Annotated in this window: 21 protein-coding genes; 17 read left to right on the top strand and 4 right to left on the bottom strand. The window is 67.4% G+C overall.

Going from position 1 to position 24,996, the window contains the following annotated elements:
- Positions 1–97: 97 nt before the first annotated feature.
- The 5 genes from D3654_RS15190 to sucD all read left to right on the top strand — a co-directional run bounded on the left by D3654_RS15190 (position 98) and on the right by sucD (position 6,655).
- Positions 98–937 carry an inositol monophosphatase family protein gene (locus tag D3654_RS15190; protein ID WP_120522316.1) on the top strand — a complete coding sequence of 280 codons (840 nt, stop codon included), beginning with the start codon at positions 98–100 and terminating at the stop codon, positions 935–937.
- An 87-nt stretch (positions 938–1,024) separates the two neighbouring features.
- Positions 1,025–3,601 (top strand): DNA helicase PcrA, encoded by a 2,577-nt coding sequence (pcrA, locus tag D3654_RS15185; protein WP_120522315.1) that lies wholly within the window; start codon positions 1,025–1,027, stop codon positions 3,599–3,601.
- 14 nt (positions 3,602–3,615) lie between these two features.
- A complete protein-coding gene (locus tag D3654_RS15180) occupies positions 3,616–4,308 on the top strand; it encodes a hypothetical protein (RefSeq protein ID WP_120522314.1) in 693 nt (230 codons plus the stop codon).
- 261 nt (positions 4,309–4,569) lie between these two features.
- Complete coding sequence (gene sucC / locus D3654_RS15175; protein ID WP_120522313.1) at positions 4,570–5,739, top strand: ADP-forming succinate--CoA ligase subunit beta; 1,170 nt, start codon at positions 4,570–4,572, stop codon at positions 5,737–5,739.
- Positions 5,740–5,752: 13 nt separating this feature from the next.
- Positions 5,753–6,655 (top strand): succinate--CoA ligase subunit alpha, encoded by a 903-nt coding sequence (sucD, locus tag D3654_RS15170; RefSeq protein WP_120522312.1) that lies wholly within the window; start codon positions 5,753–5,755, stop codon positions 6,653–6,655.
- A 177-nt stretch (positions 6,656–6,832) separates the two neighbouring features.
- Here the strand turns inward: sucD and D3654_RS15165 are convergent, their stop codons facing one another.
- A complete protein-coding gene (locus D3654_RS15165) occupies positions 6,833–7,819 on the bottom strand; it encodes a LacI family DNA-binding transcriptional regulator (RefSeq protein WP_245413262.1) in 987 nt (328 codons plus the stop codon).
- 160 nt (positions 7,820–7,979) lie between these two features.
- Here D3654_RS15165 and D3654_RS15160 point away from each other — a divergent pair, with 160 nt between their 5' ends.
- From D3654_RS15160 to D3654_RS15115, 10 genes are all read left to right on the top strand, one after another.
- The gene (locus tag D3654_RS15160; RefSeq protein WP_120522310.1) at positions 7,980–9,431 is read left to right on the top strand and encodes a sugar porter family MFS transporter; all 1,452 of its coding nucleotides are present in this window, start codon (positions 7,980–7,982) and stop codon (positions 9,429–9,431) included.
- 119 nt (positions 9,432–9,550) lie between these two features.
- A complete protein-coding gene (locus D3654_RS15155; RefSeq protein ID WP_120522319.1) occupies positions 9,551–9,958 on the top strand; it encodes a tautomerase family protein in 408 nt (135 codons plus the stop codon).
- A 127-nt stretch (positions 9,959–10,085) separates the two neighbouring features.
- On the top strand, positions 10,086–11,084 hold the full coding sequence (gene iolC / locus D3654_RS15150; RefSeq protein WP_120522309.1) for a 5-dehydro-2-deoxygluconokinase: 999 nt from the start codon (positions 10,086–10,088) through the stop codon (positions 11,082–11,084).
- The gene (locus D3654_RS15145; protein ID WP_120522308.1) at positions 11,081–12,037 is read left to right on the top strand and encodes a Cgl0159 family (beta/alpha)8-fold protein; all 957 of its coding nucleotides are present in this window, start codon (positions 11,081–11,083) and stop codon (positions 12,035–12,037) included. Before iolC ends, D3654_RS15145 begins: the two co-directional genes overlap by 4 nt.
- Before the next feature lie 8 nt (positions 12,038–12,045).
- Positions 12,046–13,977, top strand: coding sequence for a 3D-(3,5/4)-trihydroxycyclohexane-1,2-dione acylhydrolase (decyclizing) (gene iolD / locus D3654_RS15140; protein WP_120522318.1), 1,932 nt, complete (start codon positions 12,046–12,048; stop codon positions 13,975–13,977).
- Positions 13,978–14,039: 62 nt separating this feature from the next.
- Positions 14,040–15,539, top strand: a complete 1,500-nt coding sequence (locus tag D3654_RS15135) for a CoA-acylating methylmalonate-semialdehyde dehydrogenase (protein ID WP_120522307.1) — start codon at positions 14,040–14,042, stop codon at positions 15,537–15,539.
- Positions 15,540–15,568: 29 nt separating this feature from the next.
- Positions 15,569–16,486 carry a sugar phosphate isomerase/epimerase family protein gene (locus D3654_RS15130; RefSeq protein WP_120522306.1) on the top strand — a complete coding sequence of 306 codons (918 nt, stop codon included), beginning with the start codon at positions 15,569–15,571 and terminating at the stop codon, positions 16,484–16,486.
- Between the two features lie 46 nt (positions 16,487–16,532).
- The gene (locus D3654_RS15125) at positions 16,533–17,579 is read left to right on the top strand and encodes a Gfo/Idh/MocA family protein (RefSeq protein ID WP_120522305.1); all 1,047 of its coding nucleotides are present in this window, start codon (positions 16,533–16,535) and stop codon (positions 17,577–17,579) included.
- A complete protein-coding gene (locus D3654_RS15120) occupies positions 17,576–18,454 on the top strand; it encodes a sugar phosphate isomerase/epimerase family protein (RefSeq protein WP_120522304.1) in 879 nt (292 codons plus the stop codon). Before D3654_RS15125 ends, D3654_RS15120 begins: the two co-directional genes overlap by 4 nt.
- 101 nt (positions 18,455–18,555) lie before the next feature.
- Entirely contained in the window at positions 18,556–19,563 is a 1,008-nt protein-coding gene (locus tag D3654_RS15115; protein ID WP_120522303.1) for a Gfo/Idh/MocA family protein, read from the top strand.
- A 151-nt stretch (positions 19,564–19,714) separates the two neighbouring features.
- On the opposite strand, the gene D3654_RS15110 is transcribed toward D3654_RS15115, so the two are convergent.
- The 3 genes from D3654_RS15110 to D3654_RS15100 all read right to left on the bottom strand — a co-directional run bounded on the left by D3654_RS15110 (position 19,715) and on the right by D3654_RS15100 (position 22,583).
- A complete protein-coding gene (locus D3654_RS15110; protein ID WP_162943755.1) occupies positions 19,715–20,491 on the bottom strand; it encodes a hypothetical protein in 777 nt (258 codons plus the stop codon).
- Positions 20,492–20,896: 405 nt separating this feature from the next.
- On the bottom strand, positions 20,897–21,802 hold the full coding sequence (gene iolB / locus D3654_RS15105) for a 5-deoxy-glucuronate isomerase (protein WP_120522301.1): 906 nt from the start codon (positions 21,800–21,802) through the stop codon (positions 20,897–20,899).
- Positions 21,803–21,842: 40 nt separating this feature from the next.
- Positions 21,843–22,583, bottom strand: a complete 741-nt coding sequence (locus D3654_RS15100) for a GntR family transcriptional regulator (RefSeq protein WP_120522300.1) — start codon at positions 22,581–22,583, stop codon at positions 21,843–21,845.
- Positions 22,584–22,868: 285 nt separating this feature from the next.
- Between D3654_RS15100 and D3654_RS15095 the strand changes: the two genes are divergently transcribed.
- A complete protein-coding gene (locus tag D3654_RS15095) occupies positions 22,869–23,867 on the top strand; it encodes a substrate-binding domain-containing protein (protein WP_120522299.1) in 999 nt (332 codons plus the stop codon).
- 66 nt (positions 23,868–23,933) lie between these two features.
- Positions 23,934–24,986 (top strand): ABC transporter permease, encoded by a 1,053-nt coding sequence (locus D3654_RS15090; protein ID WP_205571824.1) that lies wholly within the window; start codon positions 23,934–23,936, stop codon positions 24,984–24,986.
- Positions 24,987–24,996 lie beyond the last annotated feature (10 nt).

Here is a 24,996-nt window from a genome sequence, read left to right as displayed (position 1 = left end):
TCGCTGCGCTCGGCCGGGGCCCCTCGCGGATAGCGCCTATCCGCTTCCCCAACCTCGCTGCGCTCGGCCGGGGCCCCTCGCGGATAGGCTGGGACCCATGACCACTGGCAGGCACTCCGCTGTTGAACTCGACCCCGCACTCGACGACTACGAACTGGCCGCGGCCCTCGTCCGCGAGGCCGGGCAGCTCGCGCTCCTGATGCGGATGGGCGGGCTCCAGGCGGACCGCAAGACCTCCGTGTCCGACGTCGTCACCGCCGCCGACCGGGCCGCCGAGGCCTATGTGCTGGAGCAGCTGCGCCGCTGCCGCCCGGACGACGGGATCCTCGGCGAGGAAGGCAGTTCCGTGGCCGGCAGCAGCGGCCGCACCTGGGTGATCGACCCCGTGGACGGCACGTTCAACTTCCTGCACGGCTCGGCGTACTGGTGCTCGGCCATCGCCCTCAAGCGCGACGGTGTTCCCGGCAGCGGTGCCCGGGACCCCGAGGTGGTCCTCGGCGCTGTCTACCAGCCGGAACCGGACAAGCTCTGGCTCGGCGGCGAATCCCGCCCGGCCACCCTCAACGGCGAACGGATCAGCGGACCTTCCGCCACCGCGCTCGCCGAACTCTGCGCCGCCACGTACATCCACCCCACGTGGCTCGCCGACCCCCGCGCGGCCATGCCGTGGCATGCTGCGGCGGTGTCGGCGGCCTCCCTGCGCATGTTCGGTTCCGGTTCCTGCGACCTTGGCCGGGTGGCCGACGGCGAACTCGGCTGCTGGTTCCAGCACAGCTGCCCCGAATGGGACTGGCTGCCCGGCAAGGCGATCGTCCGCGCGGCCGGCGGGGACACCGCCGTCGTCCGCGTGAACGGACTGGACTGGTTCATAGCCGGAGGCCCGACGGCGGTCCGCGAGCTCGGCGCGGCGCTCACCTCCGTGCCCCAGTTCGCGTAGTCCGGCGCGGGTAGGCGGGCCGCGTGACGCTCCACGTCACGGCCCGGAAGTCCGGTGTCAGCCCCACCGCCTAGACTTGTAATCACCATGGATATGTTGTTCGACCCCTATGCAGGCAGCTCCTACAAGGCTGCGCCCGAGCCCGCCCGGTCCCTCGCCGGTGCCGCCCTGCCCGCGTCGGCGTCCGGCGGACCCGGCGCATCGCTGCGTGGTTCCGGGACCGGCGGGTCCGCTCCATGGGAGTCTGGCGGCGGCCATGGCGGGCACTCGATGCCGAGCGCCGAGTCGCTGCTGCTGGGCCTGAACCCGCAGCAGGAGGAGGCCGTGAAGCACTCCGGCAGCCCGCTGCTGATCGTGGCCGGCGCGGGTTCGGGAAAGACCCGCGTGCTCTCCAACCGGATCGCGTACCTGATCGCCACGGGCCGTGCGCACCACGGCGAAATCCTCGCCATCACGTTCACCAACAAGGCCGCTGCCGAAATGCGCGAACGCATCGAGGCCCTGGTGGGCGGGCGCGCCAAGAGCATGTGGATCTCCACTTTCCACTCCTCCTGCGTGCGCATCCTCCGCCGCGAGGCCGCCAACGTGGGCCTGAATTCCAACTTCTCCATCTATGACTCCGCGGACTCGCTGCGGCTGATCACGCTGGTGGCCAAGAACCTGGACCTGGATCCCAAGCGCTTCGCGCCCAAGGCCATCCAGCACAAGATCTCCGCGCTCAAGAACGAGCTCGTGGACGACGACGCCTTTGCCGCCGCGGCCAACTACAACGATCCGTTCGAACAGGCCGTGGCCGGGGTCTTCAAGGGCTACACGCAGCGGCTGCGCCAGGCCAACGCCATGGACTTCGACGACCTCATCGCCCAGACGGTCTACATGTTCCGGGCCTTCCCGGCGCTTGCCGAGTCCTACCGCCGTCGCTTCCGGCACGTGCTGGTGGACGAGTACCAGGACACCAACCACGCCCAGTACGCCCTGGTCCGGGAGATCGTGGGCACGGACGCCGGGACGCATGACGGCGAGGGCCTGGACGGACCCGGCCACGGCGGGCCCGGACATGTCGGACCGAGCGAGCTGACCGTCGTCGGCGATTCCGACCAGTCCATCTATGCCTTCCGCGGCGCGGACATCCGCAACATCGTGGAATTCGAAGAGGATTACCCGAGCGCGCGCACCATCAAGCTGGAGCAGAACTACCGCTCCACCCAGAACATCCTCTCCGCCGCGAACTCGGTGATCTCCCGCAACCCGAACCGGCAGGAGAAGCGGCTCTGGACCGCCGAGGGCGACGGCGAAAAGATCATCGGCTACGTGGGTGAGAACGAGCACGACGAAGCCCAGTTCATCGCCAAGGAAATCGACCGGCTCCAGGACGAGGAAGGCCTGCGCCCGGGCGATGTCGCGATCTTCTACCGCACCAACGCACAGTCCCGTTCCATCGAAGACGTGCTGGTGCGTGTAGGCCTGCCGTACAAGGTGGTGGGCGGCACCCGCTTCTACGAACGCAAGGAAATCAAGGACGCCCTCGCGTACCTGCGCGTCCTGGTGAACCCGGACGACGACGTCAACCTCCGCCGCGTGCTGAACGAACCCAAGCGCGGGATCGGCGACCGCGCCGAAGGTGCCGTGGCGGCCCTCGCCGAACGCGACCGCACCTCCTTCATGGCCGCGGCCCGCCGCGCCGCCGAAGCCCCCGGAATGGCCACCCGCTCGGTCAACGCCGTGCTCGGCTTCGTGAAACTGCTCGACGACCTGGCCGAAGTGGCGTCCGGATCCGGGGCGGCCGCCGCGCTGGAAGCCGTGCTCGAACAGACCGGCTACCTGGCAGGGCTGCGGGCCAGCAACGACCCGCAGGACGAATCCCGGGTGGAGAACCTGGCCGAACTGGTGGCCGTGGTCCGCGAATACGAGCGCGACAACCCCGAAGGCTCGCTCGGCGAGTTCCTGGAGCAGGTTTCCCTCGTGGCCGACGCCGACCAGATCCCGGACGCGCCGGGTGCGGACATCGACGCCGCCGTGGCCGAGGCCAAGCGCCTGGGCGTGGTCACCCTCATGACCCTGCACACCGCCAAGGGCCTGGAATTCCCGGTGGTGTTCCTCACCGGCATGGAGCACGGGATCTTCCCGCACCAGCGTTCGGCCACGGACCCGAAGGAACTGGCCGAAGAGCGCCGCCTGGCCTATGTAGGCCTGACCCGCGCCCGGCAGCGGCTGTACGTCACCCGCTCCGAGGTCCGCAACATGTGGGGCCAGAGCCAGTACAACCCGGCCAGCCAGTTCATCGAGGAAATCCCCTCCGACTTGGTGGAGTGGAAGCGCGAAGGCACTTCCCGGCAGCTGGGCGGCTGGGGCGCATCGTCCCCGGGCGGCAACCGCTACGGCGGTTCCTATTGGGGCGCGGGGACCTCCCGCGGCGCCGCCGCCAGCCCCACCGCAGGCTTCGACGCCGACGTGCCGGCCGCCGTCGCACGCAATCGCGTGCAGCCGCAGAAGGAAGTCATCACCGTGGCGGTGGGGGACAAGGTGAACCACACCAGCTTCGGCAACGGCACCGTGATCGGCGTCGAAGGATCAGGCGACAAGACGGTCGCCAAGGTGACGTTCGACGTCGGGGAGAAGCGCCTGCTGCTGCGTTACGCGCCGCTGACCAAGCTCGAGGGCTGACGCCGCCGGGCATAATGGGTGCCATGCGACGGACTGTGTTGGGGATTCTGGCCGCCTGCCTGCTGATGCTGGCCACCGGGTGTTCGGTGTCGACGAAGGACCCGGACTATGTGCCGCCGGCGCCGCTGCCTCCCCTCGAGCAGCTCAAGCAGGTCCCGGTCACCCAGCCCAGTGAACTCACCGGCGACGAGGTGACCGCGTTCGTCACCGCGGACCGCAACATCGTGTGCGCCATGACCTCTGCCCGTGGAGACCACCTGAACCTGCCCTACGAGGCCAACAACTACGGCGACAGCGCCAACGGAAAGCTCGCCACCGTCCCGGTGGTGCACTGTGAACTGGCCGCGTACCCTGCGCCGCAGCCCAAGGACGCCACGGATACCTGCAACGGCACGGGCCTGGGCTACCTAGGCGGCACTGTCCTGCTGCGGCCGGACAAGGTAGCCTACGGCGGCTGCCGCTCCGGCGTCACCGAAATGGAGGCGGAGTTCGGGCCCAAGGGCAGCCGCACGGGACCTATCGCGGAACTGCCGGTGCTCGGCGAAGGGCAGAACATCGAACGCAACGGCCTGCGTTGCTCCACCTACAACGGCGGCGTGGCCTGCGGGAACCTCTCCGCGGGGGTGGCCTTCTTCGTGAACCGGGCCGGCTACATGCTCGTCTCCAAGGGCGGAACTGTTACCAGCGGCACGATGCCGGCATCATAACCTGCGAACTGAGAGGAAACTGCTGAAAATCCGCGGGATTCCGCGGATTTTCTACGTCTGATAGAAGTGTGTGGTTACTCACTTAACGGGTACTGTAGAACCGGCTTGCCCCCGCGGGCGGCTAGAGTTCCAGAGGAACTTGCGCAATATGACCGGCAGTTTTGGCGGGATGTTGCACACTTCTCTTCCGCAGCTGGTTACCGCGGTCACCGCGGACGCCGGCTGTACCGACACTACTTCGACGTAGAAGGACACTAAACCGTGGACCTGTTTGAATATCAGGCGCGCGATATGTTCGAAGCGCACGGTGTACCCGTGCTCGCCGGCATCGTGGCGCACACTCCTGAAGAAGCAAAGGCAGCTGCCGAGAAGATCGGCGGAGTCACTGTCGTCAAGGCACAGGTTAAGGTCGGTGGCCGCGGCAAGGCCGGCGGCGTGAAGGTTGCCAAGACTGCCGATGAGGCACTTGAGCACTCCACCAACATCCTGGGTATGGACATCAAGGGCCACACCGTCAACAAGGTGATGATCGCCCAGGGCGCAGACATCGCCGAAGAGTTCTACTTTTCCATCCTGCTGGACCGCGCCAACCGCAACTACCTGGCCATGTGCTCGGTCGAAGGCGGCATGGAAATCGAGCAGCTCGCCGTCGAGCGTCCCGAGGCCCTTGCCAAGGTTGCCATCGACCCCGCCACCGGCATCGACCAGGCCAAGGCTGACGAGATCGTCGCTGCCGCCGGTTTCTCCGCCGAACTGGCCCCCAAGGTCTCCGCCGTCATCCTGAAGCTCTGGGACGTCTTCAAGAAGGAAGACGCCACCCTGGTGGAGGTCAACCCGCTGGTCCGCACCGGCGCCGGTGACATCGTTGCCCTGGATGGCAAGGTCTCCCTCGACGAGAACGCCGACTTCCGCCACGTGCACCACGCCGAGCTGGAAGACAAGGAAGCCGCTGACCCGCTCGAGGCCAAGGCCAAGGCGCAGGACCTCAACTACGTGAAGCTGGACGGCGAAGTGGGCATCATCGGCAATGGCGCCGGTCTTGTGATGTCCACCCTCGACGTCGTCGCTTACGCAGGCGAGAACCACGGCAACGTGAAGCCCGCCAACTTCCTCGACATCGGCGGTGGAGCCTCCGCCGAGGTCATGGCCGCCGGCCTGGATGTCATCCTGGGCGACGAGCAGGTCAAGAGCGTTTTCGTGAACGTCTTCGGCGGCATCACCGCCTGTGACGCCGTGGCCAAGGGCATCGTGGGTGCGCTTGCCGAACTGGGCAAGTCCGCCAACAAGCCGCTGGTTGTCCGCCTCGACGGCAACAACGTGGACGAGGGCCGCCGCATCCTGACCGAGGCCAACCACCCGCTGGTGACCCTGGCAGCAACCATGGACGAGGGCGCCGACAAGGCCGCCGAGCTCGCCAACGCAGCAAAGTAAAGGGACGCAGACTATGTCTATCTACCTCAACAAGGACTCCAAGGTCATCGTCCAGGGCATCACCGGCGGCGAAGGCACCAAGCACACCGCCCTGATGCTCAAGGCCGGCACCAACATCGTCGGCGGCGTGAACGCCCGCAAGGCAGGCACCACCGTGCTGCATGGCGACAAGGAAATCACCGTCTACGGCACCGTCAAGGAAGCCATCGCGGAGACCGGCGCCGACGTCTCGATCGTCTTCGTTCCCCCGGCATTCACCAAGTCCGCCGTGGTCGAGGCCATCGAAGCCGGCATCGGCCTCGTGGTTGTCATCACCGAAGGCGTTCCGGTGCAGGACTCCGCCGAATTCTGGGCCCTGGCCCAGTCCAAGGTGGACGCCGACGGCAAGCAGATCACCCGCATCATCGGCCCGAACTGCCCCGGCATCATCACCCCGGGCGAAGCCCTGGTGGGCATCACCCCGGCGAACATCACGGGCAAGGGCCCCATCGGCCTGGTCTCCAAGTCCGGCACCCTGACCTACCAGATGATGTTCGAACTGCGCGACCTCGGCTTCTCCACGGCCATCGGCATCGGCGGTGACCCGATCATCGGCACCACCCACATCGACGCCCTCGCTGCGTTCGAAGCCGACCCGGAGACCAAGGCGATCGTCATGATCGGCGAAATCGGCGGCGACGCCGAAGAGCGTGCGGCTGACTTCATCAAGGCCAACGTCACCAAGCCGGTCGTCGGCTACGTGGCCGGCTTCACCGCCCCCGAAGGCAAGACCATGGGACACGCAGGCGCCATCGTCTCCGGCTCCGCCGGTACCGCCCAGGCCAAGAAGGAAGCCCTCGAAGCCGCAGGCGTGAAGGTCGGCAAGACGCCGTCCGAGACCGCCAAGCTGCTCCGCGAGGTCTTCGCAGCGCTCTAAGACAGCAGGCCCAGCGCCCGGGTTACGTTCGGCGCCCGTCACCTTCCCCGCGAAGGTGACGGGCGCCGTCGTCGTTAAGTCCCGTTGAGTGCCCAGTTGTGACGGGTTTTTCCGCGAAAAAGCCGCCACAAGTGAGCACCCAACGGCCAGGAAGGTCCCGACGGCGGCGGGCGGCCTTCAGCGCAGGGCGGCGGTGGAAGAGCGGGTCACTAGAGCCGGGGCGAGGATGCGGTCGACGGCGGGGGAGGCCGGGTAGAGCATGCGCTCGACGGCGGCCCGGCCGGCGGCGCGGCCGAGCTCGCGGGCGTGCAGGTCAACAGTGGTCAGGTCGATCCCGTGCAGGCCCGCCACCCGGGAATTGTCGTAGCCCACCAGGGAGAGGTCGCGGGGAATGGACAGCCCGAGCGAGGCGGCAGCCTCCCGCACGCCGAGGGCCAGTTCGTCGCTGTGGGCGAAGATTGCGCTCGGCCGCTGCCCGGGCGGGGACGCGAGGACGTCGAGCGCCACGGCCGCCGCGTCGCGCCGGCTGAAGCCCGCGGCCTCGACGATGAGCGGCTGCAGCCCATGCTCCAGCATTGTGTCCCGGTAGCCGGTGCGCCGCTCCAAGTGCCCTTCGAAGGCGGGACCGCACAGGTGGGCGATGTTCCGGTGGCCGAGCTCCAGCAGGTGCTCCGTGGCCAGCCGGCCGCCGCTGATGTCGTCGGAATGGATGCTGTCCACTCCGGGCACCGAGCGCGTGACGTTGACCAAAGGAACGCGGCGGTTCAGTTCCTGCACCCGTTCGTCCGGGTCGAGCAGTGTGGCCGCGATGATGACGCCCACCTGTGCTTCAAAGAGCGGGTCCAGTGCGCGCGGGTCCGGTCCGTAGGGTGTGGCGTTGACGCTGATGACCAGGCGGGAATCGTTGGCCCTGAGGACTTCCTGCACGCCGCTGAAGATGTCGGCATAGACATCGTTGTGCAGGTCCACCAGATGCAGCCCTACCGCCGTCGGGCGCTTCCGGGCGAGATCCGCCGCCTGGACGTTGCGGCGGTACCCGAGCGCATCGGCGGCGCTGAGGATCTGCCGCCTCATGTCCTCGCTGACCCCCGGTGCGCCGCGCATGGCGAAGGATACGAGCGTGCGTGACACCCCGAGGTGCCTGGCGACGTCGCTCTGTGTCACCGCCCGTTTGTTTGTTTCCGTTTCCGGGGTGCGCATGGCATCAATGATGGCACGGCCAAAGAAACATTAATACTTTTTGAGAGTATGACCTGACAAACTTTCTTTCGCGCGTTAGGCTGTGTGTGATCCACATCGCATGACCCGACGACAAAGGAGTCTCATGAGTTCTCATCCCACGGCCGGCAAGCTGACGGACGGCGCCGGACTTCCGCCCCTGACGGGCGGCCCGCACCGGAAGCGCTTGGGCCTGGTGGCCCTCGTCGCCACCTTCGGCGGCCTGCTCTTCGGCTATGACACTGGTGTTATCAACGGGGCCCTGCGCCCCATGACCGCGGAACTCGGCCTCTCGGCCTTCACGGAAGGCATCGTCACCAGCTCCCTGGTGTTTGCCGCCGCAATCGGTGCGATTTCCTGTGGACGCATCTCCGACGGCTGGGGCCGCCGGAAGACGATCCTCCTCCTGGCTGCACTCTTCTTCGTGGGAACCCTCGCCGTGGTGCTCACCCCGAACTTCGCCGTCCTGGTGCTGGGCCGCATCCTGCTCGGCCTCGCAGTGGGCGGCGCGTCCGCCGTCGTTCCTGTCTTCCTCGCCGAACTGGCACCGTACGAGATCCGCGGCTCGCTGTCCGGGCGCAACGAACTCGCGATCGTCGTCGGGCAGCTTGCCGCGTTCGTTGTCAACGCCGTCATCGGCGGGCTTTTCGGCCACGTGGAGGGAGTCTGGCGCATCATGTTCGCCGTCTGTGCCCTGCCCGCCGTCGCGCTCTTCTTCGGCATGCTCCGGATGCCGGAATCCCCGCGCTGGCTCGTGGAGAAGGGGCGTCGCGAAGAGGCCCTGCAGGTCCTGCGGACCATCCGCTCCGTGGACCGCGCCGACGCCGAACTTGCCGAAGTCGAGTACATCGCCCGCTCCGAGAAGTCGAGCACTGTCGGCTGGCGTGCCATCCTCAGCAACCGCAACCTCCTGCGCATCCTCCTGGTCGGAATCGGCCTCGGGGTTGCCCAGCAGCTCACCGGCATCAACTCGATCATGTACTACGGCCAGACCGTCCTCGTCGAGTCCGGCTTCAGTGAAAGCGGAGCGCTCGTCGCCAACATCGCCCCGGGTGTCATCGCCGTGGTCGGCGGCATTATCGCCCTGACCATGATGGACCGCGTGGACCGCCGCAAGACGTTCATCATCGGCCTGAGCCTCACCACGGTCTGCCACCTGCTGATCGGCGTCGCATCGATGGCCCTGCCCGTGGGCAGCCCGATCCGCCCGTTCGTGATCCTGTTCCTCGTGGTGGCCTTCGTCGGCTCCATGCAGACCTTCCTCAATGTCGCCGTCTGGGTATATCTCTCAGAGGTCTTCCCGCTCCACATGCGCGGCATCGGCACCGGCATCTCGATCTTCATGCTCTGGATCGTCAACGGCTTCCTGTCCCTGTACTTCCCGTCCCTCGTGGCCGGCGTCGGCATCACGGGAACCTTCTTCCTCTTCGCCGTCGTAGGCGCCATCGCCCTGCTCTTCGTCGCCACGCAGGTCCCCGAGACCCGCGGGCACACCCTGGAAGCCCTCGAAGAGGACGTTTCCACCGGCGCGATCTTTGTGGTGGCGAAGTCCAAGTAGCGCCTGGTCCTGAACGCTTGGTCCTGAACGCTTGGAGGCCTGGTATTGACCGGCCTCCAAGTCGGCGATATTGTAAGTATGTCAGGACAAAGTCTTTGAAGCTCAATTGGAAGGTCGCCATGCCCCTCGTTCGTATCGATGTCACCGCGGGCCGCAGCCCGGAAGAGCTCCAGGCGATCAGCCAGGCCGTCCACGAAGCGATCGTCGACGAATACCGGATCCCCGAGCGCGACTACTTCCATATCCTCACCGAGCATCCCGCGGGCCAGCTCGTGGCGCAGGATGCGGGCCTTGGCTTCGAGCGCAGTGGCGCGGTGGTCATGCTCCAGATCTTCACCCAGCGGGGGCGCAGCGTCGAAGCCAAGCAGAACCTGTATGCCAGGATCCACCAGGCGCTCGGCGGCGTCGGCGTGGCCGGCGAGGACATCTTCCTGGGCTACGTGGAAAACGGCCCCGAGGACTGGACCTTCGGCTTCGGGTGGGCCCAGTACCTGACCGGCGAACTCAAGGTGCCCGCGGCGTCGTAGTTTCGGAATAAATGTTCTGACAAACCTTTGACAGGACATTAAAATCGTAGGAAAGTTTAGCTGTGGCCGGCATCACAACGGCCGCGGTCCGCTCCGGGGAACCGGAACGACAAGGAAGGCGGAAGAAGTGGGCTTCGAGCTACTCACGATGGGACGCATCAGCGTCGACATCTACCCGAACGACATCGGCGTCACCCTCGATAAGGTGGGCAGCTTCGGCAAGTACCTGGGCGGTTCGCCCTCGAACGTGGCGGTCGCCGCGGCCCGGCATGGCCGCTCGACGGCGGTGATCACCCGGACCGGCCAGGATCCTTTCGGGGAGTACCTGCACGGGGAACTGGCCAAGTTCGGCGTGGATGACCGTTTCGTCAGCGGTGTTGAGGGTCTCCAGACCCCGGCGACGTTCTGCGCGATCCTGCCCGAGGAGCAGAAGTTCCCGCTGTACTTCTACGGCCGCTTCCCCACGGCGCCGGACCTGCAGATCGACGCGGGCGAGCTGGACCTGGACGCGATCCGGGAGGCGAAGATCTTCTGGTCCACTGTGACCGGGCTGTGCCAGGAGCCCAGCCGCGCCGCGCACATCGCCGCGCACGAGGCCCGCCCGCACAGCGGCCTGAAGGAGGGCCAGCACACCATCCTTGACCTGGATTACCGGCCGATGTTCTGGAACAGTGTCGAGGAGGCCCGCGAACAGGTCGCCAAGGTCCTGCCGCACGTGACCGTGGCGATCGGCAACGACGAGGAGTGCGCGGTCGCGGTCGGCCCCGGGACTCCGGACGAGCAGGCGGACCGGTTGCTGGACGCGGGCGTGCAGATCGCCGTCGTGAAGCTCGGCCCGGAGGGCGTGATGGCCAAGACCCGCACCGAGCGGGTGGTCTCGGCGCCGGTTCCGGTGCAGACCTTGAACGGCCTGGGCGCCGGTGACTCCTTTGGCGGGGCGTTCGTGCACGGCCTGCTGGCCGGCTGGTCCCTGGCCGAAGTCCTGGACTACGCCAACGCGTCGGGCGCGATCGTGGCCTCCCGCCTGTCCTGCGCGGACGCGATGCCCACGCCGGAGGAAGTTGTGTCCCTGCTGAGCGCACGCGGCCGCCTGGTGGCCGATTCCCTGAAGGAGCTGGCCAAATGAGCCTCGAAACCCTCGACCTTGAGAACCCGCGCCGCTATGAGTTCCTGACCAAGATCCGCCTGGAGGATCCGGGCGCGGTGGCCAGGGCCGCGGCCGGCCGCGTCAGGCACCCGGGTGCGGTGCTGGGCAAGCAGAACTTCATCGTGGCCGCCGACCACCCGGCCCGCGGGGCCCTTGCCGCGCAGGGCCGGCCGACGGCGATGGCGAACCGCCGGGAACTGCTGGACCGCCTGCAGATAGCACTGTCCAACCCCGCCGTGGACGGCGTGCTGGCCAGCCCGGACATCATGGATGACCTGCTGCTGCTCGGCGCCCTGGACGGCAAGCTCGTGTTCGGCTCGATGAACCGCGGCGGCCTGGCCGGCCTCGTGAACGAGTTCGACGACCGTTTTACAGGCCACACGGCCGAGGCCCTCGCGGCGCTGGGTGCCGACGGCGGCAAGATGCTCACCCGCATCGCCCTGGGCGACCCGGTGACGGCTCAGTTCCTCGAAGCGACCGCGAAGGCGATCGATTCGCTGACCAGCCGCGGCCTGATCGCCATGGTGGAGCCGTTCCTGTCCGCCTGGGTGGACGGCAAGGTGCGCAACGACCTGTCCCCGGACGCGGTGATCAAGTCCATCGGCATCGCCTCGGGCCTGGGTGCCAGCAGTGCCCTGACTTGGATGAAGCTGCCCGTGGTGGAGGAGATGGAACGCGTGATGGCGGCCACCACCATGCCCACGGTCCTGCTCGGCGGGGACCCGACGGGTTCCCCGGACGAGGTCTTCGCCCAGTGGGGCAAGGCACTGGCTCTGCCGGGAGTGCAGGGCCTTACCGTGGGACGGACCCTGCTGTATCCGGCCGACGGCGATGTGGCTGGTGCCGTCGCCGCCGCGGCGTCGCTGCTGCACTGTGAGGAAATCAAACCTGAAGAAATCACCCGTTTCGTCAGCAAGGAGACCGTGCGATGACCCGCACCATGACCGTGGCCCAGGCTGTTGTTGAGTTCCTGGGCAAGCAGTACACCGTGGACCGTGTGGGCGGGGTGGAGTACCGGGAGCGGCTGATTCCGGGCATGTTCGGCATCTTCGGGCACGGGAACGTGGCCGGGGTGGGCCAGGCGCTGAAACAGTTCCAGGCTGCCGACCCGACGCTCATGCCGTACTACCAGGGCCGCAACGAACAGGCCCAGTCGCACCAGGCGGCCGGCTATGCCCGGCACACCCGGCGCCGGCAGACCTTCGCGGTGACCACCTCGGTGGGACCCGGTTCCACGAACCTGCTCACCGGTGCGGCGCTGGCCACGGCCAACCGGCTGCCGGTGCTGCTGTTCCCCTCGGACACCTTCGCCACCCGTGCCGCGGACCCGGTGCTGCAGCAGATCGAACAGCCCCACGGCTACGACATCACCGTCAACGACGCGTTCCGTCCGGTCTCGAAGTACTACGACAAGGTCCAACGCCCCGAACAGCTGTTCTCCGCCCTGCTCAACGGCCTGCGGGTGCTGACCGACCCGGCCGAAACCGGCGCGGTGACCATCGCCCTGCCCCAGGACGTGCAGGCCGAACTCATCGAGGTCCCCGAGGAATTCCTGGCCGAGCGGGACTGGCGGATCCGCCGCCCCGCCCCGGAACCGGAAGACATCACCGAAGCCGTGGCCCGCATCAAGGCGGCCAAGCGGCCCCTGATCGTGGCCGGCGGCGGCGTCCTGTACGCCTTCGCCCAGGACCAGCTGCGGGAGTTCGCCGAAGCGACCGGCATCCCGGTCGGCTGGACCCAGGCCGGCGTCGGCGTCCTGCCCTGGAACCACCCCCAGGCGCTCGGTGCGATCGGCTCCACGGGCACGACGGCGGCGAACGCCCTGGCCCGCGAAGCGGACCTGGTGATCGGCATCGGCACCCGATACGAGGACTTCACCACCGCGTCCCGGACCGCGTTCCAGAACGAGGACGTGACGTTCGTGAACATCAACGTGGCCGCGATCGACGCCTACAAGCACGGCACCACCCTGCCGATCGTGGCCGACGCCCGCAAGGCCCTCGAAGCGTTGACGGCCGAACTGTCCGGGTCCTACTCCGTGGCCGCCGGGGTGGCCGCGGAGGTTGCGGAGGAAAAGGCCCGCTGGGACGCCACCGTGGACACCGCGTTCGCCCAGCGCCACGCACCGCTGGTGTCGCAGAACGCGATCATCGGCGCGACCAACCGGACCATGGCCGGCCAGGACGTGCTGATCTGCGCCGCCGGGTCCCTGCCCGGGGACCTGCACAAGATGTGGCGGGTCACCGACCCGTTCGGCTACCACGTGGAATACGCGTTCTCCTGCATGGGCTACGAAATCGCCGGGGGCCTGGGCGTCAAGCGCGCCGCCCTGGACGAGGCGAAGGCCGGCGGGGTGAACCGCGACGTCGTCGTCATGGTCGGGGACGGCTCCTACCTGATGATGCACACCGAACTGGTCACCGCCGTCGCCGAGGGCATCAAACTGATCGTCGTCCTCATCCAGAACCACGGTTACGCCTCCATCGGCTCCCTCTCCGAGTCCCTCGGCTCGCAGCGGTTCGGCACCCAGTACCGGGTGCTGGACAAAGCCACCCACTCCTTCGACGCCGGCGAGAAACTCAACATCGACCTGGCCACCAACGCCGAATCCCTCGGCGCCACCGTGTACCGGATCGAACCGGGCGAGCACGTCATCGACGACCTCGAAGCCGCGATCGCCAAGGCCAAGGCCGCCCCCGAAGGCACCGGGCCCATCGTGATCCACGTCGAATCCGACCCCCTGATCGACGCACCCTCCTCCGAGTCCTGGTGGGACGTGCCCGTCTCCGCCACCGCCGAACTCGACAGCACCAAAGAAGCCCGCCAGGTCTACGAAGACTGGAAAGCCGTCCAAAAACCCCTGCTGGGCTGAACCGTCCGTTGAAGGACGCGCCCCCGCATCCACCCTTGAAAACTTCCACGCAGGAGAAACACATGACCATCACCACCATTCCGCACTTCTTCAACGGTGCCGAGCACCCCGGCACCGGCACCGACACCGAGGGTGTGTTCAACCCCGCCACGGGCGCCCAGACCGGTGAAGTCCGGCTCGCCAGCCCGTCCGACCTGGACCAGGCCGTCGCGATCGCGAAGGAGGCCGCGAAGTCCTGGGGCGACGTCTCCCTGGCCAAGCGCACCACCATCCTGTTCAAATTCCGCGAGCTCGTCGCCGCGCACGTGGACGAACTGGCCGCCCTGATCACCGCCGAGCACGGCAAAGTCCTCTCCGACGCCAAGGGCGAAATCGGCCGCGGCCTGGAGGTCATCGAATTCGCCTGCGGCATCCCGCAGCTGCTCAAGGGCGAGTACTCCGACCAGGCCTCCACCGGCATCGACGTCTTCTCCTACCGCCAGCCCGTCGGCGTCGTCGCCGGCATCACCCCCTTCAACTTCCCCGTCATGGTGCCGCTCTGGATGGCCCCGATGGCCATCGCCACCGGCAACACCTTCATCCTCAAGCCCTCCGGCCGGGTCCCGTCCGCCGCGATGCTACTGGCCAAGCTGTTCAAGCAGGCCGGCCTGCCCGACGGCGTCTTCCAGGTCCTGCACGGCAACCGCGAAGTGGTCCAGGGCCTGCTGACCCACCCGGACATCGACGCAATCTCCTTCGTCGGCTCCACCCCGGTGGCCAAGCTCGTGCACGACACCGGCACCGCGCACGGCAAGCGCGTCCAGGCCCTGGGCGGGGCAAAGAACCACGCCATCATCCTGCCCGACGCCGACCTCGACAACGCCGCCGACCACCTGGCCGCCGCCGCGTTCGGCTCCGCCGGGCAGCGCTGCATGGCCATCTCCGTCGCGATCGCCGTCGGCGACGCCGCCGACGCCCTCGTGGCCAAGGTCAAGGACCGCGCCGAAGCCGTCCGCGTGGCCGACGGCACCCACCCCGACGCCGAAATGGGCCCGGTCATCACCAAGGCCGCCCAGCAGAAAATGCGCTCCATCGTCACCGCCGCCGCCGAATCCGGCGCCGACCTCGTGGTCGACGGCCGCGAATTCACCGTGCCAGGCCAGGAAGACGGCTACTGGTTCGGTCCCACCGTGATCGACAAGGTCGACTTCGACATGGACGCCTACCAGGAAGAAATCTTCGGACCCGTCCTGTCCGTGGTCCGTACCGAAACCGTCGAGGAAGCCATCGAACTCATCAACTCCAACCCCTACGGCAACGGCACCGCCATCTTCACCTCCTCCGGCGCGAACGCCCGCAAATTCCACCGCGGCGTGCACGTGGGCATGATCGGCATCAACGTCCCCGTCCCCGTCCCCGTGGCCTACCACTCCTTCGGCGGCTGGAAGGACTCCCTGTTCGGCGACAAGCACATCTACGGCCCCGAAGGCGTATCCTTCTACACCCGCGCCAAAGTCATCACCGAACGCTGGCCCGAACCCAAACAGCGCACCGGCGCCAGCTACAACTTCCCCACCAACTGACCACGCCGCAGAGAAAAGACAACGCTGTCATGACCGACGTCGAGAACAAGCTCACCATCGGCACCGCCCCCGACTCCTGGGGCGTCTGGTTCGCCGATGACCCCAAGCAGACCCCCTGGGAACGGTTCCTGGATGAGGTGGCCGAGTCCGGCTACAAATGGATTGAACTGGGCCCCTACGGGTACCTGCCCAACGACCCCGCCCGGCTGGCCGAGGAACTCAAGCAGCGCGACCTTAAGGTCACCGCCGGCACCGTGTTCACCGCCTTCCACCGCGGCGCGAAGCAGTACGACGAAGCCTGGGAACCGGCCCGCAAGGTGGCCGAACTGACGGCGGCCATGGGCGGCGAGCACATCGTGGTCATCCCGGCCATGTGGCGCGACGACGTCACGGGCGAGGCCGTGGAGAGCGGCGAACTGACGGACGAGCAGTGGGCCGACCTCTTTGCCGGGCACAACCGTATGGGCAAGGTCCTGTTGGAAGACTTCGGGCTGCACCAGCAGTTCCACTCCCACGCGGACTCCCACGTCGGTGCGCAGCAGGACATCGAAACCCTGCTGGCCGCCACCGACCCGCAGTACCTGAACCTCTGTCTGGACACCGGCCACGCCGAATACTGCGGCGCCTCCAGCCTGGAGCTGATCAAGAACTACCCGGACCGCATCGGCTACCTGCACCTGAAGCAGATCAACCCGGAAGTCCTGCAGAAGGTCAACGAGGAAAACCTGACCTGGGCCGCCGCCAACCTGGCCGGCGTCATGACCGAACCGCCGAACGGCCTGCCGGACCTGCGCGCCGTCATTGAGGCCGTCGAAGGCCTCAACCGGCCGATCTTCGGGATCGTGGAGCAGGACATGTACCCGGTGGCCTTCGATGTGCCGATGCCCATTGCCAAGCGCACCAGGAACTACCTGCTCTCCTGTGGCTCCCGCACCACTGTCGGCTGAGAAACCGGATCCTTCGAACACACTGAGCTGAAAGGCAAACGTCACCATGAGTGAAAACCTGCGCGTCGCCGTCATCGGCGCCGGCATGATGGGCGCAGACCACATCAAGCGCCTCCACACGCGTATCCACGGCGCCGACGTGGCCGCCGTCGTCGACATCGACCTGGACCGTGCCAACGCCGCCATCGCCGGGATCCCCGGCGCCAAGGCCTTCGCGACCGCCGCCGAGGCCTACGCCTCCGGCGACGTGAACGCCGTCCTGATCGCCACCCCCGGCTTCCTGCACGAACAGGCCCTGCTCGAGGCGCTGCCGCTGGACATTCCGATCCTGTGCGAGAAGCCGCTGACCCCGGACGCCGGCTCTGCCTGGAAGATCGTCCAGGCCGAGGTCGAAGCCGGCCGGAAGCGCATTCAGGTGGGCTTCATGCGCCGCTACGACGCCGAATACGCCGAACTGGGCGGCCTGATCCGCGGCGGCGAGCTGGGCGAGCTGCTCATGCTGCACTGCCGCCACCGCAACCCGAGCACCCCGGCCGGCTTCACGAACGAGATGCTCATCAACGACTCCGTGGTCCACGAATTCGATGTGATCCGCTACCTGACCGGCGAAGAGATCACCTCCGTCCAGGTCCGCCTCGGCAAGGCGTCCAGCAAAGCCCCGGCGGGCCAACACGACCCGCAGCACGTCCTGATCGAGACCGAATCCGGTGTCCTGGCCGACGTCGAGATCTTCGTCAACGCGAAGTTCGGCTACGAGGTGGCCACCGAGGCCGCCTTCGAAGAGGCGATCGTGAACATCGGCCGCGACGGCGGCCCGTACGTACGCCGCAGCGGCGGCTGGGGCGGGCAGGTCACCCCGAGTTTCATCGAGCGTTTCGGTGCCGCGTACGACGTCGAGGTCCAGTCCTGGGTGGACGCCGCCGCCCGCGGCGAGCTGGGCGGTCCGTCCGCCTGGGACGGGTACGCCACCGCCGCCTGCTGCGAGGCCGGCGTCGAGGCGCAGAAGAGCGGCGAGAAGGTGGCCGTCGTGCTGAACGAGAAGCCGGAACTCTACCGCGCTGAGGAAAACCGCGCTGAAGGGGAGAAGCAGTGAAGATCGCGCTCGACCCCACCCCGTTCCACCACAGCCACTCCCTGTTGGAGTTCCCGGCCCTCGCCGCGGACCTGGGTTACCGCTACCTGCAGATGACCCCGCACGCGGACATGATCCCGTTCTTCCGCCACCCCAAGGCGGACGACGCGCTCGTGGCGCAGTTCCGGAAGAACTGTGAGGCGGCCGGCGTCGAGGTGGCATCGGTGCTGCCCGTGCTGCGCTGGTCCGGGCCGGACGAAACCCTGCGCCAGGCCGCGGTGCGGTACTGGAAGCGCGCCATCCAGATCTCCGTGGGCCTGGGCTGCACCCAGATGAACACCGAGTTCTCCGGCCGCCCTGAGCTGCCCGAGGAATCCGAAGCCGCCTTCTACAAGTCCATGGAAGAGCTGCTGCCGGTCTTCGAACGCGAGGGCGTCCACGTGGCGATCGACCCGCATCCGGACGACTTCGTGGAGGAGGGCCTGGCCGCGTGGCGCGTGATCCGGGGCCTGAACTCCCCGAACGTCGGCATGGTCTACGTCGCCTCGCACACCTTCCACATGAAGGACGAGCCGCTGGAGATCATGCGCGCCGCGGGGGACCGCCTGCGGGTGGTCCACGTGTCCGACACCCTCAACCACCATGCCTCCCACGGGCTGCGGTACATCACCAACCCGCCCGGCAACGCGGTGCGCGTGCACCAGCACCTGAAGATCGGCGACGGCGAGGTCAACTGGGACGAGTTCTTCGGCGGCCTGGCCGAGGTGGGCTTCCTGGACTCCCCGGACACCGTGATGTGCTCCTCCGTGTTCGCCGAGGATGAGAACGCGCACGACGTTGCCCGGTACCAGCTGGAAACAATCGAAAAGTACGTGGCGAAGTTCAGCAAGGGCTGAGGCCTTCCGCTTCCGCCCCCTCATACGTGGTTGACCCCCTGAAATTTCAGGGGGTCAACCACGTCTGAAGGGGCTTCTTCCGACACCATCGAAAGGACACCATGGACAACGAAGTCCGCTGGGGCGTGCTGACCACGGCCCGCATCGCCCGGAACCGCTTCCTCCCGGCCGCCGCCCGTGCCGGCAACGCCCGCGTCGTGGCGATCTCCAGCGCTAGCGGCTCCGCGGCCGCCGTCGCGCAGGAGTTCAGTGTCGACCGGGCCTATGACTCGCACGAGGCGCTGCTGGCCGATCCCGACGTCGACGCCGTCTACGTTCCGTTCCCAAATCACCTGCACCGTGAGTGGGCCGTCAAGGCAGCCCGCGCCGGCAAGCATGTGCTGTGCGAAAAACCTCTGGTCCCGGACTGGGAGGGCCACCACGAGCTGGTGCAGGCCACCCGGGAAACCGGCGTGCACCTCCTGGAAGGCTTCATGTACCGCTTCCATGAGCAGCACCGGGTGATCGCGGAGCTCCTGGCCTCCGGCGCCTTGGGGGAGCTGGTGTCCCTGCACGCCCGCGTGAACTTCGCGATCGACCGCAGCCCCGGCGAGCCCCGCCTGCGGGAGGAGCAGTACGGCGGTGCGCTGAACGACGTCGGGACTTATGGCGTGGACGTCCTGAACAAACTTGTGGGGCGGCCGCCGTCCCGTGTGGCTGGGTTGGGCGTGAGCCTCTCCGATCCCGTCGATACGTCCATGGCGGCGCTGCTGGATTACGACGGCGTGCTGGGCACCGTGGACTGTGGCTTCGAAGGCCCGAAGGACCTGACCCTGCGGGTCACCGGCACCCGGGGGAGCGTGACCGCCTCCAACGCCTTCGACCCCGACCCGGGCGAGCTCGTCACCCTCACCATCGAAGGGCGGGACGGCTCCACGGAGCTGCGCGAGGTGGCCGACGACGCGTTCCGGAAGGAGATCGAATTCTTCAGCGGTGTGGTCCTGGACGGCGGCGAGGCCATGCCGTTCCGTGAGCTCACCGAGTGGAACCTCGCCGTAAGGGAAGCCCTGCACCTCAGCATGGCCGAGGGCCGCTTCGTCGCGCCCGTGGTGGAGGCGGCGCGGGTCTGACGGCTGCGGCTTCGCCTGCGGCCCGGCTCCTGACTGTGGCCAGAGTTCGGACTCTGGCCAGGCTTCGCCCCGCCAGACGTGGGTGACCCCCTGAAATTTCCGGGTGTCACCTACGTTTGAGGGGCAGAACTGACGAGGGAGCTCAGCGGCCTCAGCGGGTCCTCCGCGGAACGCCTGCGCGCAGGAGTTTGGCCGCAAGCCGTTCCGGATTCATCACCTCGTCCCAGACCCAGCGGACCACGCCGTAGTCGAGTTCGCGGATCCGGTCCTCGCGGAGCTTCTCTTCCGTCACCTGCGCTGCGGTTTTCCCGCTGAGCTCCCGGGCCCGGGTGTACTTCATCAGGCCGTCGAACTCGCCCACCAGCTTCCGTTCCCGCCAATGGAAGTCCGTCCGCGCCACCTCCCCGGACGCGCCAAGGACGCGAAACTGCAGCTCCGGCAGCTCGAAGCCAAGCTTCGCGATGACAGCCCGGCTGTACGACTCGCCCACGGATTCGGACAGCGGATCCGCGAAGGCCAGGACCGCGGCCATCCGCTCCCTTTGGGCGCCCTTGCCCAAGGCCGCGCAGAGAGCCGCGAGATGCTCCTTGGACCGGGTGCAGCGCTCGCCGGCCCGCGCCGAGCCACGCTCTGCCGGGATCACCTGGTCGGTCACCACCACAGCCTCCGGGAACGACAGCCGGTGAAGGGTATCGGCGAGCAGTCCGTCGAAATCCTGCACGTGCAGGCGCAGGCCAAGCCGCCGCGACACGACACTCCACTTGCCCGTGGACGATCCCAGCCGCCTGGCATCCCTGAACCCCGTGGGCAGCATGGAAAGGTCGGGCGCCACCCGTGCCTTGAGTTCTTCCAGCGCATCCCGGTTCCCGTAGAGGGACGGCGCCGCCGAGCGCCCAAGCATCTGGCGTCGGCCGGTCAGGTACTCCACCGTCTGTGGAATCCCGGGCGAGGCCCAGCCCCCAGAGCAACAACCCGGTCTCCCGGCAGAAGACCGGGGACTGATCCCGCACGGCGAGGGACGCCGTCGTGAGCGCATAGCGGTCCCACCCCGTGCCGGAGAGCCATTGCTCGGCCGGGAGGTAGACACCGTGGCGGACGCGGACCAGGCTCCCACGCACGTATCCGCGGTGCAGTTCCCAGGGCGTGGCGCCGGCCCGGGTTCCGGAGGCTGAGCTGAGGAAGGTGGCGTGCGGAAATTCCATGTACCCACTGAAACCCCTCGGCGCAGGAACCGGCACCGCCCAAGACCCCTATGTGGAAAACCACCCCAACAGACGTGGGTGGCCCCCTGAAATTTCAGGGGGCCACCCACGCTTGAGGGGGCAAAATCCAGTTACGCCGTGAACGGCAGCCGGGGGTCGACGTCGACGCCCTCCCAGGTGGTGCGCACCCAGCCGTGGTGCTCGTCGTCGCTGATGAGCCACTCGCGGACGCGGCCGGGCCCGGCCATTACGTTGAGGTAGTACATGTCGTAGCCGGGGGCGGCCATGGCGGGGCCGTGCCAGCCGTAGGGGACCAGGACGACGTCGCCGGTGCGGACTTCGCCGCAGATGTCGATGGGCCGCTCATCGGAGGCGGAGACGCGGACGTAGCCCAGGGGATCGGTTCCGGCAGGGCTGCCGGCGGGGACGGGGGAGCCTTCGGCGAGGCGGGTTTCGAAGTAGTAGATTTCCTCGAGCGCGGTTTCGCCGTCCTTTTCCTCGTCGTGCTTGTGCGGCGGGTAGGAGGACCAGTTCCCGGCCGGGGTGATGACTTCGCAGACGATGAAGCGGTCCGCCTCCAGGGCAGCGGGGGTGCCGAAGTTGTGGACTTGGCGGGAGCAGTTCCCGGCTCCGCGCAATTCCAGCGGGGTCTCTTCGGCACGGACCAGACGGGTGGGGTACTCCGCCTTCGCCGGTGCCAGCGCGACAGCGACCCGGCCGCCGCCCGCGGTGCGAACCGTGGCGGCCTTCCCGATGCCGGTGTACAGCACGTCCGTGGCGCCGTGGAAAACGCTCCGCCGGCCGCGCAGCTCGTGCTCCTCGCCGTCGACCGTCACGGTGAACGACCCCTCCAACGGGACCACGATCCGCTCCTCGGCGGCGGCGTCCAGGGACACCGATCCGCCCGGGGCAAGGGTGGCCACCTTGAGGCCGGTGTGGGCCCAGCCCTCCACCCGGGTGCTACTGTCGTGCGCGCCGAGGGAGACCTGCCAGTCGCCGTCGGCTGCTGTTCCGTAGGGGTAGACCCATTCGGCCATGGGGGAGCGTCCTTTCAATCGGGGGTGCCGGCCCCGCGCCTCAGCGCTGGACCAGCGTCATTTCAAAGCTGTAGGAATCGGCCCGGTACACGTGGTGCCCGGTTTCGATGTTCCGGCCCGTGTCATCCACCGCGGTGCGCTCCATGGTCACGAGCGCCGCGCCCACCTCGCAGCCGAGCATCTCGGCCTGGTATTCGTCCGCGACGGCGGCACCGATCCTCTGCTGCGCGAGCCGGAAGTTGACCCCGGCGGTGCGCAGGAGGTCGTACATACCGCGCTCCTTGAGCGTTTCCTCGCTCAGCTGCGCGACGTCGTCGCGCACCCAGTTCTCCATGAGCGCCAGCGGCTTGTTGCCGACGCTGCGGAGCCGGGTGAAGTGGTAGACGCCGACGCCGGGCGGCAGCTGCAGCGTGCTGCGCTGCTCTTCCAGCCCGGGGCCGTGGCTGAACGACAGCACGCGCGTGCTGGGCTTCTGGCCGGTGCGCACGAGGTCGTCGTTGAGGCTGGAGAGCTCCAGCGGACGCCGCACCTGGCTCGCGACCACCTGGGTGCCCACTCCGCGCTTGCGGACCAGCAGCCCGGCGCGCACCAGCTCATCCATGGCCTTGCGCATGGTGGGGCGGGACAGGTTGAGCCGGTTGGCCAGCTCGATCTCGTTTTCCAGCCGGGAGCCGGGTTCCAGGGCGCCGGAGCGGATCATGCCTTCGATGCCCTGGACCACCTGGTGGTACAGGGGTACGGGCGAGGAACGGTCGATGGGGATGTTCAGGAGCTGCGACATTTTCTACTTCTCCCTCGGTTTCGGGTGGGTGTGGCATGTCCGGTTGCATGGACAAATGCCTTGCCTGAAGTGTAGGCCCGGAATCCGCGCCACGGCAGCATCACACGCCACCCGGAAGCCGTGATCCGTTTGTCAGCATTAGCTGACATACGCCGGTTTCCTGATCCCATTATTTATCGTGACGTAAATATGTCAAGACAAACTATTGACTATTGTGATGGCGATCACCCATGATCGGTTGCAGCCCCCACGCCGTTCCGTGGGAAAGGATCGAAGGAGATTCGGATGAAGAAAAACACCTGGCGCCGTGTCGCCGCCGTCGCGCTGATGGCACCCCTGCTGGCCGTCGCGGCCTGCTCCGCACAGGGAGGCAAGCCCGCCGACAGTGGCACCGGCAATGGTGGCGGCCAAGCCGCAGTGAGCACCCCGCGCCTGAAGATCGCGATGATCACGCACGCGGCCCCCGGCGACACGTTCTGGGACATCGTCCGCAAGGGCGCCGAGGAGGCAGCCAAGAAGGACAACGTCGAACTGCTCTACACAAATGACCAGGAAGCCGGACGCCAGGCCCAACTGGTCCAGCAAGCCATCGACCAGAAGGTGGACGGCATCGCCGTCACCCTGGCCACCCCGGACGCGCTCAAGGACGTCGTGAAGAAGGCCATCGACGCCGGCATCCCGGTGGTGAGCTTCAACGGCGGCGAGGACGCCTCCGCTGCGCTCGGCGCCTTCACGCACTTCGGCTCGAACGAAAAGCTTGCCGGTGAGGCCGTGGGCACCAAGCTCGCGGCCGGCGGCTACAAGCACCCCATCTGCGTCATCCAGCAGCAGGGCCACGTGGGCCTGGAGGCCCGCTGCGCCGGTGTTAAGGCGAAGGTGCCGGCCACCGAGGTGCTCTACGTCAACGGCCAGGACATGACCAGCGTGCAGTCCACCGCCACCGCCAAGCTGCAGGCCACCAAGGACGCAGACGCCATCATCGGCCTGGGCGCACCCATCACCCTGACCCTCCTGAAGTCCATCAAGGACGCCGGCAGCTCGGCGAAGGCCGCGAGCTTCGACCTCAACGCCGATCTGGCCCAGCAGATCGTGGACGGCAACGTCCTGTTCACCGTGGACCAGCAGCCGTACCTGCAGGGCTACATGTCCGTGGACTCGCTGTGGCAGAACAAGCGCGGCGGCTTCAAGATCGGCGGCGGCCAGGCGGTCCTGACCGGCCCGGCCATCATCGACAAGGAGAACGGCGCCGAAACCCTCAAGTACGCCAAGGAAGGCGTCCGCTAAACGGCCGTACCCGGGGGTGCCGTCCGGTCCCGGCCGGGCGGCACCCCGCAACCCAGGAGTATCCCCATGTCATCAACTGTCACTGCTCCGCATGCTCCCGTGGTGGACGAGCGTGTCGCGAAGCGAAACCCCTTCCAGAAACTGATGGCCCGCCCGGAGGTCGGCGCCCTCGTCGGCGCCGTCGCGCTGTTTGTCTTCTTTGCCTCGGTGGCCCCCACCTTCACCCAGCCCAACGCCCTGGCCACCGTCCTGTACGGCTCCTCGACCATCGGCATCATGGCCGTTGGTGTCTCGCTGCTGATGATCGGCGGTGAGTTCGACCTCTCCACCGGTGTTGCGGTGATCTCTTCGGCCCTCACGGCGGCCCTGTTTTCCTGGTACTTTTCCATGAACGCCTGGGTGGGCGTCGGCGTGGCCCTGGTCATCTCGCTGGCCATCGGCTTCATCAACGGGTGGATCCTGATCAAGACCAAGCTCCCGTCCTTCATCGTCACCCTCGCCAGCTTCCTCATGCTGACCGGCCTGAACCTGGCCCTGACCCGCGCCGTCGGCGGCAGCGTCTCCTCCCCGTCCATCGCGAAACTGGACGGTTTCGAGTCCGCCCGAGCCGTGTTCGCCTCCTCCATAACCATCGGCGGCGTCGAACTGAAAATCACCATCTTCTACTGGATCCTCCTGGTGGCCGTGGCCTCGTGGGTCCTGCTCCGCACCAAGGTGGGCAACTGGATCTTCGCCGTGGGCGGCGACGACAACGCCGCGCTCGCCGTCGGCGTGCCGGTCACCAAGACCAAGATCGGCCTGTTCATGGCCGTGGGCTTCTGCGGCTGGCTGCTGGGCATGCACAACCTCTTCGCCTTCGACGCCGTCCAGTCCGGCGAGGGCGTGGGCAACGAGTTCCTCTACATCATCGCGGCCGTGATCGGCGGCTGCTTGCTCACCGGTGGCTACGGCTCCGCGGTGGGCGGCGCGATCGGCGCCTTCATCTTCGGCATGGCCAACAAGGGCATTGTGTACGCCCAGTGGAACCCGGACTGGTTCAAGTTCTTCCTGGGCCTGATGCTCCTGCTGGCCACCATCGTCAACCTGATCGTCAAGCGCCGCGCGGACGCGAGTAAATAAGGAAGGGCGC

Origin of the sequence: Arthrobacter celericrescens, assembly GCF_003614925.1 — a bacterium.
In the GTDB taxonomy this organism is placed as follows: domain Bacteria; phylum Actinomycetota; class Actinomycetes; order Actinomycetales; family Micrococcaceae; genus Arthrobacter; species Arthrobacter celericrescens.
This window is presented reverse-complemented; position numbering and strand designations above follow the sequence as displayed.

Bases quoted from the DNA above. Each gene is read 5' to 3' on its own strand.
- pcrA (WP_120522315.1), top strand. From the start codon at position 1,025: ATGGATATGTTGTTCGACCCCTATGCAGGCAGCTCCTACAAGGCTGCG.
- D3654_RS15155 (WP_120522319.1), top strand. From the start codon at position 9,551: ATGCCCCTCGTTCGTATCGATGTCACCGCGGGCCGCAGCCCGGAAGAG.
- D3654_RS15130 (WP_120522306.1), top strand. From the start codon at position 15,569: ATGACCGACGTCGAGAACAAGCTCACCATCGGCACCGCCCCCGACTCC.
- D3654_RS15180 (WP_120522314.1), top strand. From the start codon at position 3,616: ATGGGTGCCATGCGACGGACTGTGTTGGGGATTCTGGCCGCCTGCCTG.
- D3654_RS15125 (WP_120522305.1), top strand. From the start codon at position 16,533: ATGAGTGAAAACCTGCGCGTCGCCGTCATCGGCGCCGGCATGATGGGC.
- iolD (WP_120522318.1), top strand. From the start codon at position 12,046: ATGACCGTGGCCCAGGCTGTTGTTGAGTTCCTGGGCAAGCAGTACACC.
- D3654_RS15160 (WP_120522310.1), top strand. From the start codon at position 7,980: ATGAGTTCTCATCCCACGGCCGGCAAGCTGACGGACGGCGCCGGACTT.
- D3654_RS15145 (WP_120522308.1), top strand. From the start codon at position 11,081: ATGAGCCTCGAAACCCTCGACCTTGAGAACCCGCGCCGCTATGAGTTC.
- D3654_RS15135 (WP_120522307.1), top strand. From the start codon at position 14,040: ATGACCATCACCACCATTCCGCACTTCTTCAACGGTGCCGAGCACCCC.
- D3654_RS15115 (WP_120522303.1), top strand. From the start codon at position 18,556: ATGGACAACGAAGTCCGCTGGGGCGTGCTGACCACGGCCCGCATCGCC.
- D3654_RS15100 (WP_120522300.1), bottom strand. From the start codon at position 22,583: ATGTCGCAGCTCCTGAACATCCCCATCGACCGTTCCTCGCCCGTACCC.
- iolB (WP_120522301.1), bottom strand. From the start codon at position 21,802: ATGGCCGAATGGGTCTACCCCTACGGAACAGCAGCCGACGGCGACTGG.
- D3654_RS15090 (WP_205571824.1), top strand. From the start codon at position 23,934: ATGTCATCAACTGTCACTGCTCCGCATGCTCCCGTGGTGGACGAGCGT.
- sucD (WP_120522312.1), top strand. From the start codon at position 5,753: ATGTCTATCTACCTCAACAAGGACTCCAAGGTCATCGTCCAGGGCATC.
- D3654_RS15190 (WP_120522316.1), top strand. From the start codon at position 98: ATGACCACTGGCAGGCACTCCGCTGTTGAACTCGACCCCGCACTCGAC.
- D3654_RS15095 (WP_120522299.1), top strand. From the start codon at position 22,869: ATGAAGAAAAACACCTGGCGCCGTGTCGCCGCCGTCGCGCTGATGGCA.